Annotated in this window: 15 protein-coding genes; 13 read left to right on the forward strand and 2 right to left on the reverse strand. The window is 56.7% G+C overall.

What is annotated here, in order from left to right; translation table 11 throughout:
* Window positions 1-7: 7 nt before the first annotated feature.
* A complete protein-coding gene (locus tag IPN69_11290; GenBank protein ID MBK8811299.1) occupies window positions 8-940 on the reverse strand; it encodes a hypothetical protein in 933 nt (310 codons plus the stop codon).
* Window positions 941-1,136: 196 nt separating this feature from the next.
* Here IPN69_11290 and IPN69_11295 point away from each other — a divergent pair, with 196 nt between their 5' ends.
* From IPN69_11295 to IPN69_11310, 4 genes are all read left to right on the forward strand, one after another.
* A complete protein-coding gene (locus IPN69_11295; GenBank protein MBK8811300.1) occupies window positions 1,137-1,499 on the forward strand; it encodes a hypothetical protein in 363 nt (120 codons plus the stop codon).
* A gap of 61 nt (window positions 1,500-1,560) precedes the next feature.
* The gene (locus IPN69_11300) at window positions 1,561-2,037 is read left to right on the forward strand and encodes a hypothetical protein (GenBank protein MBK8811301.1); all 477 of its coding nucleotides are present in this window, start codon (window positions 1,561-1,563) and stop codon (window positions 2,035-2,037) included.
* Between the two features lie 86 nt (window positions 2,038-2,123).
* Window positions 2,124-2,669 (forward strand): zinc ribbon domain-containing protein, encoded by a 546-nt coding sequence (locus IPN69_11305; GenBank protein ID MBK8811302.1) that lies wholly within the window; start codon window positions 2,124-2,126, stop codon window positions 2,667-2,669.
* Window positions 2,670-2,687: 18 nt separating this feature from the next.
* Complete coding sequence (locus IPN69_11310; protein MBK8811303.1) at window positions 2,688-3,242, forward strand: hypothetical protein; 555 nt, start codon at window positions 2,688-2,690, stop codon at window positions 3,240-3,242.
* Here the strand turns inward: IPN69_11310 and ggt are convergent.
* Window positions 3,239-4,993: a gamma-glutamyltransferase gene (gene ggt, locus IPN69_11315; GenBank protein ID MBK8811304.1), complete on the reverse strand. Its 1,755-nt coding sequence runs from the start codon at window positions 4,991-4,993 to the stop codon at window positions 3,239-3,241. The two genes, IPN69_11310 and ggt, sit on opposite strands and share 4 nt — an antisense overlap.
* A 197-nt stretch (window positions 4,994-5,190) precedes the next feature.
* Here ggt and IPN69_11320 point away from each other — a divergent pair, with 197 nt between their 5' ends.
* The 9 genes from IPN69_11320 to bamD all read left to right on the forward strand — a co-directional run bounded on the left by IPN69_11320 (window position 5,191) and on the right by bamD (window position 16,431).
* The gene (locus tag IPN69_11320) at window positions 5,191-7,773 is read left to right on the forward strand and encodes a hypothetical protein (GenBank protein MBK8811305.1); all 2,583 of its coding nucleotides are present in this window, start codon (window positions 5,191-5,193) and stop codon (window positions 7,771-7,773) included.
* 127 nt (window positions 7,774-7,900) lie between these two features.
* Window positions 7,901-9,475 carry an L-glutamate gamma-semialdehyde dehydrogenase gene (pruA, locus tag IPN69_11325; GenBank protein MBK8811306.1) on the forward strand — a complete coding sequence of 525 codons (1,575 nt, stop codon included), beginning with the start codon at window positions 7,901-7,903 and terminating at the stop codon, window positions 9,473-9,475.
* On the forward strand, window positions 9,472-10,368 hold the full coding sequence (locus tag IPN69_11330; protein MBK8811307.1) for a hypothetical protein: 897 nt from the start codon (window positions 9,472-9,474) through the stop codon (window positions 10,366-10,368). Before pruA ends, IPN69_11330 begins: the two co-directional genes overlap by 4 nt.
* Window positions 10,369-10,446: 78 nt before the next feature.
* Window positions 10,447-11,373 (forward strand): methionyl-tRNA formyltransferase, encoded by a 927-nt coding sequence (locus IPN69_11335; GenBank protein MBK8811308.1) that lies wholly within the window; start codon window positions 10,447-10,449, stop codon window positions 11,371-11,373.
* Window positions 11,370-12,119, forward strand: coding sequence for a hypothetical protein (locus IPN69_11340; GenBank protein MBK8811309.1), 750 nt, complete (start codon window positions 11,370-11,372; stop codon window positions 12,117-12,119). The genes IPN69_11335 and IPN69_11340 overlap by 4 nt, the downstream gene beginning before the upstream one ends.
* Complete coding sequence (gene rsmB / locus IPN69_11345; GenBank protein MBK8811310.1) at window positions 12,116-13,378, forward strand: 16S rRNA (cytosine(967)-C(5))-methyltransferase RsmB; 1,263 nt, start codon at window positions 12,116-12,118, stop codon at window positions 13,376-13,378. The genes IPN69_11340 and rsmB overlap by 4 nt, the downstream gene beginning before the upstream one ends.
* Before the next feature lie 86 nt (window positions 13,379-13,464).
* Window positions 13,465-14,136, forward strand: a complete 672-nt coding sequence (locus IPN69_11350; GenBank protein MBK8811311.1) for a PASTA domain-containing protein — start codon at window positions 13,465-13,467, stop codon at window positions 14,134-14,136.
* A gap of 50 nt (window positions 14,137-14,186) precedes the next feature.
* Window positions 14,187-14,876 carry a ribulose-phosphate 3-epimerase gene (locus IPN69_11355; GenBank protein ID MBK8811312.1) on the forward strand — a complete coding sequence of 230 codons (690 nt, stop codon included), beginning with the start codon at window positions 14,187-14,189 and terminating at the stop codon, window positions 14,874-14,876.
* Window positions 14,877-14,910: 34 nt separating this feature from the next.
* The gene (gene bamD, locus IPN69_11360; GenBank protein MBK8811313.1) at window positions 14,911-16,431 is read left to right on the forward strand and encodes an outer membrane protein assembly factor BamD; all 1,521 of its coding nucleotides are present in this window, start codon (window positions 14,911-14,913) and stop codon (window positions 16,429-16,431) included.

The raw sequence follows: 16,431 nt of genomic DNA on the forward strand, positions 1-16,431 counted from the left end.
TTGTCGGTTATTGGATCACCTCGGGCATCGGGGTCGAAAGCACCGCGCCGATGAATCCCGCGAGGCCTTTGTCGTCGCCTTTCCTGAATTTGTAGATTTGGGTCAAACGCTCCTTCCAGACTCCGAGGCTCGCATTGTTCTCGGCTTCCGCGAGTTTCACGGTTCGGGCGTAAGCATCGATCATCCGGTCGATCAAAACATCGATCGCCGCGCGTTCGGCCTTCATCGCCGCGTCCTCGGGTTTGCCGGCGAATTTCTTCTGAAAATCGGCCGCGGCCGCTTCATATAGCCGCTCGTAATAAAACGCGATGATGTAATACGGATACGACTTGCTTTTGACCTGTGACTCGAAGGTCGTCGCCTTTTGGAAGCTCTGGGCCGCCTGTTTCAGGTCCGACTCGACCGAAAACGTTCCGATCGCGTAATACATCAATGCCGTGACTTCGGCCTGATCCTTGAACGGTTTGAAGTCTTTCGGCAGTTTGCCGGCCTCGAACAAAGCGATCGTCTGTTTTGAATACGCGATCCCTTCCGCCGCAAAGGATCTGTCCTGCTTGTTCGTCAGCGTATCCAGTGCGCAATAACCGAGATTCATCGTGACGTAGCTGTTTTCCGGTTCGTCGGCGAGAATGTCCTTGCCGTATTTCAGCGCGTCTGCCATTTTGACGTCATCGACGGCCTTGTTGAACTCGCCGAGGCGATAATTCTCGACATACGCCTTGATCTTCTTGACCTTGTCATCCGCGTCCTTGCCGAATTGCGTCAGGAATTCCTTGCCCATCTGATACGCCTTTTCGCGGTCTTCGGGCTTTTTCGTATTTGATAGTTTCGCGATCTGCTGAAACGATTCGTCTTTTGAAAGCGGCTTCTGGGCCGCGACCGAAACCGCAAAGGATGCGGCGAGAATCGCCGTCAGCGCGAATCCGTAGAACTTCTTCATTATGTCGTTTAAATTCTCCTCGAAAGTCTAAATAAAACTGGAATATAGCAGAGCCCGCGATATTCTCAAAACGCGGGTTGAGATGCGGTGCATCGCAAAAATGTTGGCAAACTTTTGCGGCGATTGCGAATCTTTATCTTCGGGACAAAGCGATCCCGTGAACTGTTGAATTTTTGAGGGGAACGAGAGAGAAAAGATGAAAAAACTATTGATCGTCGGGTTGTTGTTTGCGGTCGGGTTGCTGACGGTTGCCTGTCCGGATCGAAAGAGCATTGCGGACATCGAGGCGAATCCGTCGAAGTACCAGAACAAGGAAGTGGTCGTCGCCGGTGTCGTCCGCGACGCGTACGGAATCAACATTCCTTTTACGAAGGTCCGTGGCGGCGTTTACAAGATCGACGACGGCACCGGTTCGATCTGGGTCTTCACCGAGAACGGTGTGCCGTCGAAGGGAACCGAGGTAGGCGTCAAGGGTAAACTCCAGAACGGTTTGAACTGGAACGGAAAGAACTACGGCCTCGGAATCATCGAGAGCGAGCGGCGCTTCAGGAAGCGATAACGCGCTGAACTCCAATGACAAACGAAGAACGGCAAGGTAGAATCTTGTCGTTCTTTCTTTTATGCGCGATTTTCTGGATACATTTGAACGGCGTTTCGGGGAACTGCACCTGCGGACTTGCGATCTGGTCTCGATGATTCCGGAAGGAAAACTCTATTGGCAGCCGCGGGCGACCGAAGCCTTGTTTCCCATCAATTCGTGCGGCGAATACGTCCTTCGTTCCGCGGCGGCGGTCGAATCGACGTTCGGCGGCATAACCGCGAAACTGTGGGACGACCCGTTCGAATGGACGCTGCCGGAGATGCTCGCGACAAACGGTCTGGTCCTGGAGTATCTCGCGGAGGTCGAATCGACGCGCGTCCGGGGCTTTGCTTTTCTCGGTGATGACGCCGACCTGCGGCGTTTGATCCCCGCACCCGAGAAACTCCGTTCGATATTCGACATCCTGCTCGACACGATCGCCCGTTCGGATCATTATCTTGGCCGCGCATACGGCGTTTTTCGCCTTTTTTCCGATGACAAACTGCCGCGGCGCTAGTGCTTTGCAGTCGAAACTTTTTCGTGCAAGAATGCGTTAAGCTTTTCTGCGATTCGGCAAGAGAAAACTATTCCCGGGAGAAAACAATGCATTGTCCACGATGTGGCCAACAACAGATTTCGGAAGACACGCGATTCTGCTCGCGCTGCGGAATGCCGCTTGATCTTGTCGCCGAAGTCGTCGCCAACGGCGGCACGCTCCCGCAACTGGGCGCCCTGAACGCGAACACGAAGTGGTTAAGCCGCAAGAACGGATTCAAGTTCTCCGCGATCTGGTTCGTCGTTCTGGTGATGATCCTGCTTCCTTTGGCGGGCGTCACGGGCGCGCCGGAAGAAGTTGCGGGTTCGCTGGCGATCCTCGGATTTTTCGGCTCGTTCCTGCTGATATTGCTTTCGTGGATGTTTTTGCCGAAGGAGATGAAACTGAACGTCGGAGTGCCGGCTTATCAACCGGATGCGACGTCCGCGCAGTTCCTCGGCGGCAAACGGGCGCCGAATGCTCTGCCGCCGCAGCAATCGATCCCGGTCAGCGCCTATGCTCCGCCGGCCCCCGGAAGCTGGCGCGATACGAACGAACTGCAGCCGACGAGTGTTACCGAAGGCACGACCAAGATCTTCAAGGAAACCAACTGACTCTGAACCAAAAGCACTATGTTCTGTCCCGTATGCGGCAAGAAACAGGCAAGCGATCTGATCCGGTTTTGTTCGGGTTGCGGATTCTCGCTGACAGGCGTCGCTGAGGTCGTCGCCGCGGGCGGCGCTTCGGTTCGCCACCTTGTCAAGACATCGAACAAGATCGATTCGCCACGGAAGAAAGGAATCAAGCAAGGGGCAATGTTGATGATCGTCGGTTGTCTGCTTGTCTTGCCCGTCGTCGCGATCCTGATACCGGCGTTCGGGCTTTCCCCGTACGTCATTCCGATCACCGCGATCTTGAGTTTTATGGGCGGCCTGATGCGGATCATTTACGCCGCAATGTTCGAATCCCCGATTTCTCAGGACTCGCTTGTGGAATCGGCGGACTTCGCGATGCCGGGACAGCTGAATGCTTCATTCGCGCGCGGTTCGCTGCCGCCGCAGTCATCGGTTCCGGTTTCGGAACTTGAACCGGCAGGACCGGGCCGATGGAAGGAAACCGCCGATCTGGTTACGAACCCCGTCACCGAAACCACGACCAAACTCCTCGAAAAAGAGATCAAAGACTAATAGCCGACAGCCTCGCCATCGCTTCGCGAGTCGATCGCACCGAGTCTGACACCGTCTTCATCGACCATTATTCCCGTCGCCGAAGCGATGTTGATCGGTTTCGCGGCGAACTTGTGCCCGAATCCCGAAAGCAGAGAGACGCTGTCCGGCGACATCCCGAAAGGCTCGTAGATGATCTCGTCCGGAAACCATTGGTGATGGATCCGCGGGGTATCGATCGCCGCCTGTATGTTCATCCCGTAGTCGATGACGTTGATCACCGTCTGCGTTACCGCCGAGATGATCCGCGGTCCGCCGCGCGCACCGAGGGCGAACCAGAACGAACCGTCCTTTCGTAACACCATCGTCGGCGTCATCGACGACAACGGACGCTTTTTCGGCTGAACCGAATTGTTCTCACCCTGTATCAAACCGAACATATTCGGTTTTCCCGGACGCGCCGCGAAGTCGTCCATTTCGTCGTTCATCAAAACCCCGGTCCCCTTGATCGTTACCGCCGAACCGTAAAGATCGTTGATGGTATAGGTGTTCGTGACGACGTTGCCGCCGGCGTCGACGACCGTGAAATGCGTCGTGTCCATTCCTTCGGAAAAGGTCACCTCGCCGGCCCCGATCTCCGAACTTTTGGATGCTTGCGTGAGATTGATGGTTTCTCCGCGCTTCAGCGCGTAATTCTTGTCGATGAGCTGCGCCGTCGGAACCTTCGCGAAGTCCGGATCGCCCATATGCACGGCGCGGTCGGCGAAGGCCCGCCTCGAGGCTTCCGCGTACACGTGATACTTCTGCGCCGAGTTATGGCCGAATTTAGCGAGATCATAGCGTTCGAGCGTGTTCAGGATCTGGAGCATCACGATGCCGCCGGAACTTGGCGGCGGCATCGAAATGATCTCGTGGCCGCGATATGTGCCGCGCAGCGGTTCGCGCTCGACGGCACGGTAATTCTTCAGATCGTCGGCGGTGATGAGCCCGTTGTGGCGCTTCATATCCGCGGCGATCAGCTTTGCCGTCTGGCCCGTATAAAACTCTCTGGCGCCGAACCGCTGCATACGGGCGAGCGTCGCGGCCAGTTCCGGCTGGCGCAGGATATCTCCCTCGTTGAAGTATTTTCCGCCATTCAGGAATATTTTTCGGCTGTCCTCATACTTGGAGAGGCTTTCACTGTACGCTTCGAAAAGCTCGGCAAGCCGATGGCTCAGGACGTAGCCGTCGAGCGCCAACCGTCGGGCCGGTTCGACGAGTTCACGCCAGGCAAGTTTCTTCGACGAGAATTTCTGAAACGCCATATCGAGTCCGGCGGGCGTTCCCGGAACACCCGAGGCGCGGTATCCGATCTCGGATCCGCCCTCGCCGTCGATCAGTTCTCCTTTTTCGTTCAAGAAGATGTTTCGATCGGCCGCCTGCGGGGCCATCTCGCGGTAGTCGATCGCACGCGTCTTGCCGTCCTTGAATCGAATCAGCATAAAGCCCCCGCCGCCGATGTTCCCGGCTTCCGGATAAACGACGGCCAGTGTCAATGCCACGGCGATCGCGGCGTCGACGGCGTTGCCGCCCTTTTTCAAGATCTCGACCCCGACCCTTGAAGCGAGCTGATGCTGTGACGCGACGATCCCGTGCTTCGCCCGAACCGGCTCGCGGAATGCGGCGACGGCTTTCTGCGGAAGAATGACGAGGTTAGCCAAAAGCAAACCGATCAACAGTGCGGCGACGGGGAAACGCAAATTCAAAAAACGGCTGACGGGACTTGGTTTCATAATGCTAATACCTTAAAGGAAACTGCCGGGACTTTCAAAAAACACGGAGGTTTTTGAAGTATTCGTTGGATTGATCATTTCTTTCGGGAACAAAAATCTTGCGTAATGGATGCTAATTAAGTAAATTGGAATTGAATTGTTAAACACTTGTATCGAACATTTTGGGGGTTGGCATTTTAGTGCCGGGAATTGAGGTTATGAAAAAGGTAATTTTTCCGATGTGTCTGGTTCTTGTTCTGGCGGTTTCGTCGGGCGTGGTTTTCGGTCAGAAAGCCCTGCGTCCGGCACCCAAAACAGTGCGGCCTGAAACAGCTTTGAAATTCAACAATGTCGTCGCGGTTTCCGATGGCGACGGGGTTTTTCTGCGTTGGTCAACCGAAGGTGAACGGGGCGTCATCGGGTTTTATGTTTACCGAAATGGCGAGAACGGTTCGGAGTTGGTCGAATCCGAGATCATACCGGGCGGCTACCTCCGCACGCGGCTGGCCGATAACTACATCGGCGACTATACGTTTTTTGACCCGAACGGCGGGCTCTCAAATTCTTACATCGTCGAAACGGTCGAGCTCAACGGCAAACGCACGCGTTATGGAAAGATAACCCCGCAGGTGGTCCCTGACATCGCTCCGATCGCCGGGCGTTCGGAAGCGGAACTGCGAGAGACCATCGGTAAGCGTCGGTCGGTAGAATTGCGGGAGAATCTGGTTCCGGGCGACCTTCAAAAACAGTTTTCCGAAAATATCTTCCCGCCCGATCTGCCGACGCAACGCTGGGTCGCTTCACAGCCCGGAGTCAAGATCGTAACCAAGCAAAACGGACTTTACCGCGTCACGCGTGCCCAACTCCAGAACGCGGGTTTTGACGTAAATTCACAGGGCGGCAACTGGCAGCTTTTCCTTGAGGGCCGCGAGCAGGCGATAACGGTCGGCGCGGGCGACTCTTTCATCGAATTTTATGGCGTCGGAATGGACACGCTGGAAAGCGATACGCAGACGTATTATCTGATCGTCGGTGCAAGCGGCGGAAAGAGAATGGGAACACGCGTAATGCGTCCGATCAGTTCACCGGTCGCATCAAGCGGATTTGGGCAGACCCTGACGCGGCGGGAGCGCGCCTCGTACTTCAACGGTATCCTGAACGGCGATGCCGAGAATTTTTTTAGCGCCCAACTGGTCGGCAATACGTCCGCGCTTTCGTACAGCCTTCCGATCTCGGCGATCGATTACAGCGTTCTGAGGAGCACGGTTCGTATCAGCCTTCAGGGATTGACGGTCAATCCGCACAACGTCGAGATCACGATCAACGGCCAGTTGATGCCGTCGACGATAAGTTTCAATGGCCAGGACGCCGGAAACGGGCAGTTTGAGATCGATACCGCCTTGCTTGTTCAAGGTACGAACACCATTCAGATGAAAGGTCTCGCGGGCGTCAACGATTATTCGGTGATCAACACGGTCGCCGTGGACTATTCCCGTCGGTTCGAGGCCGACCAGAACCAGCTTTCATTTTATACGGCGAACTACCGGACGAGCAGACTCACGGGATTTGCCTCAGCCAACGTCCGCGTCTTCGATCTGACCGCGCCGGACAGCCCGGACGCGGTGCTCGGCCTCAGCGTGGTCGGCAACGGGCCGACGTTCGACGTGGCGATCCCCTCGAATCGCGGCCGCGTTTTGTACGCTGTTGAAGAATCCGCCGTTCGTGCGCCGCTTTCCGTCGTTCAGAACTTCCCGTCACAACTTGCAAGTCCGTCGGGCAGCGCGGATATGATCATCGTGACGCATCGGGACTGGATGGCGGAGGCGCAGAACTGGGCGACCTATCGGGCGTCCTCAGGGCTGAATGTCGTGGTCGTCGACGTGGCCGACATCTTTGACGAATTCAGTTACGGCGCTCAAAGTTCAGGCGCGATGACGGAGTTTTTTCAGTACGCCGAAGACAACTGGGCAGCTGCGCCGCAGTACATCATGCTTCTCGGGGACGCGACCTACGATCCGAAGAACTACGGCAACGCCGCGTTCAACAGCTACGTGCCGACGAAACTCGTCGAAACGCTTTATGAGGAAACCGGTAGCGACGAAGCCCTCTGCGACTTCAACAACGACGGTCTGAGTGAAATCTCGGTCGGCCGTATCCCGGCGCGCAGTTCGGCCGACGTGGCGCTGATGCTTGCCAAGGTGACGCAGTTCGAAGGGAGCGTGACGAATGCGTATAACCGCGGCGCTTTGTTCGTTTCGGACCTGCCGATCGGTTACGACTTCGAAGGGGTCAACAACCGCGTTTCGCAGCAACTGCCGCCGTCGTGGCCGAAGAACTTCATCCCTCGATCGGACCCGAATGCGCGGAATATGTTGCTCGCCGACCTGAATCTTGGCCGTTATCTCGTAAATTACTCGGGCCACGGCTCGACCATTTTCTGGGCGGCATCAAATTTCTACCATCGCAACGACATCCCTTTGTTGACGAATCAGAACAATCTGACGATCTTCACGCTGCTGACCTGTCTCAACGGTTATTTTACCGCTCCGGGATTCGATTCGTTCGCTGAAACGGCGATCAGGGCGCCGAACGGCGGCGCGGTGGTGGCGTGGGCGTCTTCGGGCAAAACAACTCCGGATATTCAGGAGATCATGGCGACGCGCTTCTATAATCAGATCGGCGTCGGCGCGATTCCGCGTGTCGGCGATCTCGTCAAGGACGCGAAACAAAGCCTTGTCGGCGGACGCGACGTTCGGCTTTCGTGGACGTTGTTCGGCGATCCGGCGATGCGGGTCAGATAACCGTTCGCTTCGAACTCGAAAAGCGCTGATCGCCAGGCCGATCGGCGCTTTTTTATTTTCGGGGCTCACTTGCTTTACGGCGTTTCTCTTTCTATCATCAACATAATTTATCGAGGAGATTTCAAGTATGCAGACACAACGTGTTTTGGATGAATTCAAGAATGAGCCGTTCACTGATTTTTCGGTTCCGGCCAATGCCGAAGCGATGCGCGCGGCGATCGATCAGGTGCGGGCCGAACTCGGCCGCGAATATCAGTTCCGGATCAATGGCGAGAAGATCACGCTCAGCGAGAAATTCCGGAGCGTCAACCCCGCGAACAAGACGGAGGTCGTCGGAGTGTTCTCGGTGGTCGATGTCGATGCCGAAAACTTGGTTGGGCGCGCGATCGAATCCGCTGCCGAAGCCTTCAATTCCTGGCGTCACGTTCCGGCCGCCGAGCGTGCCGAGTATCTCTTCCGCGCGGCCGCGATTCTGCGCGAACGGAAGCATTATTTTTCAGCCTGGATGTCCTTCGAGACCAGCAAGACGTGGGCCGAGGCCGACGGCGATACTGCCGAAGCGATCGACTTCCTTGAGTTTTACGGACGTGAAATGATCCGCTGGGCCGAACCGCAGCCGATCACGCCGTCGCCATTGCCCGAGACGAACTCGTTCGAGTATATTCCGCTCGGCGTCGGTGCGGTCATTCCGCCGTGGAATTTCCCGCTCGCGATCATGGTCGGGATGACGTCGGCAGCGATCGTCGCCGGCAACACCGTCGTCCTCAAGCCGTCCTCCGATTCGCCGACGATTGCCGCCAAATTCATCGAGGTCCTCGAGGAGATCGGTTTGCCGGCGGGCGTCGTGAATTTCGTTACGGGCAGCGCCGCCACCGGCAACGCGATGGTGGCCCACCCGAAGACGCGGTTCATTTCCTTTACGGGTTCGAAACAGGTCGGTCTGCACATCAACGAACTGGCCGCCAAGACACAGCCGGGGCAGATCTGGATCAAGCGCGTCATCGCCGAGATGGGGGGAAAAGACGCGATTGTCGTGGCGGATGACGCTGACATCGATGCGGCGGCGACCGGCGCCGTTCAGGCGGCCTTCGGTTACCAGGGACAAAAATGTTCGGCTTGCTCGCGTCTGATCGTCGATGAAAAGGTCCACGACGAATTGGTCGCCAAGGTCGTCGCACAGACAAAATTGCTGAAGGTCGGGCAGCCGACCGACGGCGCCTCGAATATGGCCGCGGTCATCAACAAGAAATCGTTCGACGCGACGCTCAAGTACATTGATATCGGAGTCGAAGAAGGCGGCGTGATCCTCGCCGGCGGAAACGGCAACGATGAGACAGGTTTCTTTATCGAGCCGACCGTCATCGACAACGTCGAAGCGGGATCGACCATCGAACAGGAGGAGATTTTCGCGCCGGTGCTGGCGATCATCAAGGCGCGTGATTTCGATCACGCGCTCGAGATCGCGAACGACACGGAGTTTGGCCTGACCGGCTCGGTTTATTCGGCCGACGAGGCGCGCCTCGAGCGCGCGAAACGCGAGTTTCACGTCGGCAATCTGTATCTCAACCGAAAGTGTACGGGCGCCCTCGTCGGGGTTCATCCGTTCGGCGGCTTCAATATGTCGGGAACCGATTCGAAGGCTGGCGGACGAGAGTATTTGCTCCAGTTTATGCAGGGCAAATCGATCGCAAAAAAGATATGAAACGAACATTTATCATCGCCGCTTTAATCGGATTACTGATCGTGCCGGCGACGGCACAGAGAAAGAAACCGGTTCCAAAACCGGCACCGGCGATCTTTGCCATCCTGAATGACGGTAAATCGCTCGAACCGATCGCCAAGATCGAACGCGGAACGCTTCTACCCCTATCGGACGGCGGCGACGATGCGCCGACGATCAAGAAGTTCGTCGGCGCATACTATAAACTGAATACCAAGTACAAGCTGGTTTTCGGCGCCGCGGATGCCGGTATCGTAACGGTCAGGAGTTCAAGTCCGGAGGCCGAATGCTCCAGGAACTTCGCTGAGGTCACGGTCGCGTCGACGCGGGCAAAACTCAAGGGAATGGTGATGGGCCTCGCGACGAACGCCATCGTCAAAGGATCCGGAGTTCGCCGGCTTCCGACGGCCGCCGAGCGAGCGGAGGCCGAAACCCTGGTGCGCGCCGAGTTTGCGAAGAACGAAATTCCCGCCGCCGTTGCGAAGAATCTGAGATATCACAACCTCACCGCGCTTGATCTTGACTCGGACGGGAAGGCCGAACTGGTCGGTTCGTTTTGGGTCGAGAAGGCCGCCAAGGAGCGTGCATTGCTCTTCTTCATCGCTGAAAAGAACGCCGAAGGGAAGTATGAATTCGGCTACAGTGAATTCAGGGCGATCAAAGAATCCGAGGTGATGAGCGAAGACATTACCGCCCTCGATAGCGGCGTCTATAACGAACTGTTGCTTGATGCGTTTGATTACAACGCCGACGGATTCGCGGAGGTGTTCACGTATATTCAGTCGTTCGAAGGCGCCGGCTTCAGCGCGTATGCGAAGAAGAACGGCAAATGGGAACGGGTCTTCGAAGGCTCGAACTATCATTGCGGGTATTGAGCGATTCACGAACAACCGACCGTCAGAGAATGTAGCCGACGCATTCTCTGACGGTTTGGTCTTTTTGCGAAGAAAATAATGAAGATCGTTTTTATGGGAACGCCGCACGCGGCGGTGCCGTGTCTCGAGCGCCTGATCGCTGACGGACACGAGCTGGTCGCGGTTTATACTCAGCCCGACCGGCCGTCGGGACGCGGCAACCGGCTCACCGCGCCGCCTGTCAAGGATGTCGCGATCGCTCACGGACTCGACGTGCGTCAACCGACGAAGATCCGCACGCCGGAAGCCGTTGCGGCCTTTTGCGCGCTCGACGCGGACATCGCGGTCGTCGTCGCGTACGGGCGCATCCTGCCGGCGGCGTACCTCGGCGCCTTTCCGCTGGGCGCGGTCAATGTTCATTTTTCGCTCCTGCCGAAGTATCGCGGCGCGGCGCCGGTGAATTGGGCGATCGTCAACGGCGAGACGGTCACCGGCGTGACGACGATGCTGATGGACGAGGGGCTCGACACCGGCGATATCCTGCTTCAACGCGAGACAGAGATCGGCGCGCGTGAGAATTCCGTTAGCCTGATGAACCGTTTGGCGATCGACGGCGCCGATCTGCTTTCGGAAACGCTGCGCCGGTTCGGGGACATCCAGCCGCGTCCGCAGGATGCCGCTCAGGCGACGCTGGCTCCGATTATGACGAAGGACGACGGCCGGATCGACTGGCAACGTCCGGCGGTCGAGATCGCCGATCGAATTCGCGGTTTTCAGCCCTTTCCGTCCAGTTTTACTGGGCTTGCAGGAAAGAAACTGACGATCTGGTCGGCGGAAGCTGTCGCCGAAACCGACGGTTCTGACCCAGGGACGATAGTGCTCGCGAAAGCCGGCGATCTGGTTGTCCAATGCGGCGGCGGGTCGCAGCTCAAGATCGGCGAACTTCAGATCGAGGGCAAGAAACGGATGGACGTGCGGGACTTTCTGAACGGCATTCGGCTCGCCGCGGGGGAAAAGCTCGGATGACGGACGTTCAGATCATTGCTTTTTACGAGTTTCGCCGGCTCTCGGGACTGCCCGAGATCAAAGTTCGATTGATGGAGGCGATGCGCGGTCATTCGATCCTCGGAACGATCATCATCGCCGAAGAAGGCTTCAATGCGACGGTTTCGGGGCCCGCCGATCAGATTCCGCAATTTGTCGAGCGTGTCGGCGAGGTCTTCGGAACCTCGATCATTTACAAGAGTTCGTTCTTTTCCGATAATCCATTCCGCCGCCGATTGGTGAAGATCAAGCCCGAGATCGTGACGCTGAGGAAAGAGGTCGACTTCGCGCTCGGAAACGGAACACATATCAGTCCGCGCGACTGGAACGAACTGATTCGCCGCGACGACGTGTACTTGCTTGATACGCGGAATGATTACGAATTTCAGGTCGGTTCATTCGCCGGCGCGGTGAACCCGGCGACCGGGAGATTCAGCGATCTTCCGGCGTTCGTCGAATCGAATCTCGATCCTCAAAAACAAAAGCTGGTCGCAATGTTCTGCACGGGCGGAATCAGGTGCGAGAAATTCGCGCCGTATCTTAAAGGGCTCGGTTTCGAGAACGTTTTTCAACTGGAAGGAGGAATACTCAGGTATCTTGAGGAGATCCCGGCCGCGGAAAGCCTTTGGAACGGCGAGTGTTTCGTGTTCGACGAGCGGATTTCGGTCGACGAGAAACTAAGAAAAGGAAAAGCCGAGGACCATTCCGCGGCGATGAAATCAAAATGAAGATCGCTCCGGCAAGGTCCGCCGCTTTTGAAATTCTATTGCAGATCGAACTCGGCACGGCACATTCGTCGGCGCTATTGCCGATCTACGAGGAGACCCTCGGGCCGGAAGACCGAGGGCTTTGTCACGAACTTGTGCTCGGGGTTCTGCGCAAGCAGATTATGCTCGACCGCCAGATCGATGCGTTGACAGGTGCGAGAAAGATCGATATCGAGGTCAGGTTGATCTTGCGGCTCGCGCTCTATCAGCTTTCATTTCTCGACCGCGTTCCCGACCATGCCGCGGTCAATGACGCCGTGAATCTGGCGGTGAAAGCCAAGAAGACGTCGGCCAAGGGTTTTGTCAACGCGATTCTGAGGAAGTTCCGGAAAGAACCGCCGGAGTTGGCGTACGCTGACGAACTCGATCGGTTGAGTGTCGAAACGTCTCATCCGCGCTGGCTGCTCGAGCGTTGGATCGGAGAATTCGGCGAAGGCGTTGCCGGGCAGTTTGCCCGATTCAATAACGAAACGCCGGATGTCGAGTTCCGTTGGACCTTGAAATCGACGGACGCCGTTCGAACATCGTTGGAGCGGCCCGATGTTCCCAACCGTTCAGAGTATCTGCGCGAGTTGGCGGCGAACGGCAAGATCTACTTTCAGGAACGCGGTTCGCAGTTCGTCGCCGGCGCCGTTCAATTGAACGATGGCGAACGGTTTCTCGATGTCTGCGCAGCGCCCGGCGGTAAGACGACTCTTGTCGCGCTAAACTCGAAAGGAAAACGGAACCAAATCGCGGCCGGCGATCTCAGCGCAAAGCGAATCGCGACGCTCGCCGAGAACTGTCGCAATCAGGGCGCGGGGTTCGTTGACATCGTTCGCTTCGACGCCGCCGCTGCGCTGCCCTTTGCGGACGGCGCATTTGACGTCGTGCTGGTTGACGCGCCTTGCTCGGGCACCGGAACGATCAGGCACAACCCGGAGATCCGTTATCTCATCAACGCGGCGGAAATCTCCGCGCTCGCGGCCAAACAACTCGCGATAATGGAATCCGCATCCAAAGTAGTCAAGAGCGACGGTCGACTGGTCTATTCGACCTGTTCGATGGAGAGGGAAGAGAACGAGGCGGTTTGCGGAGAATTTGAGATGCGCAACACCGATTTCGAGCGTGTCGCCCCGGACGTTCCCGAAGAGTTCATTACCGCCGAGGGCTATGCGCGCACCTTTCCGGTTCGAGACAGGATCGACGGTTTTTTCGTTGCGATGTTCAGAAAGAAGTGATTGGCGGCGGTGTTTGGTCTGATTCGGATTCGTCTGTCCGATCAAAAAATGTTAGACTTTCGTTTTGATTTTGGGAGTAAAACGCGGTGGGTTTAATCAAAAAAGGCGCTTCGGCGATAGGAAAACTGATCACTGTGATCGTGCTCGGCGTGGCTTTTGTCGCCGGCCTGTCGGGCGTCGTCTATATGTCGCTTCAGGGGTCTGAGGTCCGGGTGCCGGAGATCGTCGGCAAGAATTTCGCCGACAGCGAACGCGAGCTTGAAAGTCTCGGCCTGAAGATCAAGAAGCGCGCAGACCGTTATTCCCAGGAGGCGCCGAACACGGTTCTCGAGCAGATCCCGCGTCCCGGCGACACCGTCAAGACCGGCCAGCTGATCCTCGTCGTGACCAGCAAGCCGAACGCCGAGGGCGAGGAAAAACCGGCGACGATCCAAAAGGGCAATCAGACTCAGGATGATTCGGAAACGATCGAGGAACTGATATCGGACAAGCCGAAGAAGCGCGATTCGAATTCGAACAGCAATACGGGCAAGAAGAAGGGTTCGTCGACTCGCGACGTCATCAAGGGCTCGAATACCTCTTCAAACTCCTCAACCGATGGCGGCGGGGGCGGCAATCAGAATAACTCGAACAAGGACAAGAGCGAGCCGAATCCGGCCGGGAACAAACAGGGAAGCCCTTCAGCTTCCCCGAAACCGACCACCCCGAAGAATCCCGGCGGCGGTGACACGCGTGATCGGAGGAGTCCCAACAACTAATTGGGCAACCGTTGGTTTTTTTAGCGCAACAAAGGTAGGTAGTTAAATCGATGATCGCCACGAAATCGCTGGAATCGGCTTTCGAACTCGCGCCATCGCTGCTTTCGGCGGATTTTGCCCGCCTGGCGGAAGAAATATCGGCGATCGAGGCCGGCGGCGCGACCGTTTTGCACGTCGATGTAATGGACGGCCGATTCGTTCCGAACATCACGATCGGACTTCCCGTCGTGAAGTCCATCCGGCGGATCACAAAGATGACGATCGATTGTCACTTGATGATCGTCGAACCGAATCGTTACGCGGTCGAGTTCGTCAAGGCCGGCGCGAATATGGTTTCGGTGCACGTTGAAGCGGATGTCCATTTGCAACGGACGTTGGTGGCGATTCGCGAGGCCGGCGGCAAATCGGGAATAGCAATCAATCCCGCAACGCCGTTGGTTTCGATCGAAGAAGCGCTGCCCTACGCGGACTTCGTCCTTCTGATGTCGGTCAACCCGGGATTTGGCGGGCAGAAATTCATCGAAACGTCGATCGACAAGCTTCGCCGGCTGAAGGCGATGATATTGGAGCGCGATCTGGACGTCCGGATCGAGATAGACGGCGGCGTTGATACCGGTAATATCCGGAGGATAGTCGATGCGGGAGCTGAAATAATTGTCGCCGGCTCGGCCGTTTTCGGTGCCGGCGATCCGACCGCTTCGGCGCGGGAGTTGATCGGGATCGGTACGGATTGGATTTGATATCGACGTGCGTTGTCACGTCTTCTTAATTCTTATGGTTTCAAAAGTTAGCAAAGTGATTTTGATCGGATTGCTTTTTTGTCTGTCGATGTCGGCGTTCGCGCAGGACAATCTGACGCCGACGCAGCGACTCGACCTGATGCGTCAGAAGCTCGAAACGATGCGGCGTTCGCTGAGCAGCGCGGCCAATGCATTGAAGGACGGCAGCAAGGACGACAAGACGAAAAAGGACGACAAAGCGAAACTCGATACGCCCTTCGGACGCCTGGTCGGGCTCGAAAAAGAAGCCGCGTCGGTCCAGTCCGAAGCCAACAGCCTTAAGGGAAAGATCGACCGCGCTGAAAAGTATGAGATCAGCGACGTCGACCAGCTCGAAGAACGTGTCAAAGAACTGCAAGCCAGATCTGACGCCGCACTTGTTGAGACCGCGGCGTTGCGCTCGACGACGCAATCGACGGTCGGTCAGACGCGCGAGGTAAAGCGAAAGACCAAGAAACTGCTGTGGCTGATTCCGATCGGGAAGGAACGTGACGAATACGAAGAACTGATCGGTTCGGTCCAGCCGGGTCGCGATCGCGAGTTGTTCATCGTCGCGACGCGCGAGATCCGCAAAAGCAATTTCGAGGTCGGCCGGCTGCTTTTCCAGACGATCATCACGACCTATCCGGACTCGCCATATCTGGCAATGTCGAAGCTTGCCGTCGCCGACTCGTTCTATCTTGAAGGAACGACGAGCGCGTTGGTCCAGGCGGCGGCCGGCTACCAGGATTGGCTGACGTTCTTCCCGACCCATCCGCTCGCCGACCGCGTTCTGCTGAAGATCGCCGAATCCGAGATGCGCCGCATCGGATTGCCCGACCGCGAGATTCCGAACGCGCGCCGCGCAGAACAGAAACTTAAGGCGTTCATTCAGAATTATCCGAATTCACCGCTCAGGCCGCTTGTCGAGCTGCGTCTCGCCGAGGTTCAGGACAATTTAGGTCTGCATAACCTGTATATCGCCAACTACTATTACAAGATGTCGGTCGACCAGAAGAAAGGCGGACTGAAGGGCGCGCAGTCGCGATATCGCGAAATCCTGGACAAGTATCCGAGTTTCAGTTTTATGGATGAGGCGCTGTTCAAGATCGCGGTCACCTATCTCGTCGAGGAAGAAACAGATCAGGCGGCAAGGTATTTTCAGCGGCTGGTCAGCGACTTTCCGAACAGTGAATTTGTTGACAAGGCAAAGGAGCAGCTCAACCTGATCGGCGCGACGATTCCCGAAGCCAACCCGAACAGAAAAGACGTTCTGCCGCCCGAAAAGGTCTCCTTTTTTGCAAATTTCCGAAATCAGCTTTTCGGAGTTTACCCCTTGACGATCGACAAGGACGGAGTGCTGATGACCCGCGACTTCGACAAGTGCAAGTTCGAAGTGATCGACCGGGTGATCGAGAATCTCGGTCAGATCGCTTCGAGTGAAGTTCCGAAGACGCTCACTGCGGTCGTCGTACCGTGTGAAACACAGGCGAAATCGGAAGACAAGAAGCCGGCGGAAACACCGAAACAGAAGTAA

The sequence above is a fragment of the Acidobacteriota bacterium genome (assembly GCA_016715115.1).
Lineage (GTDB): Bacteria > Acidobacteriota > Blastocatellia > Pyrinomonadales > Pyrinomonadaceae > JAFDVJ01.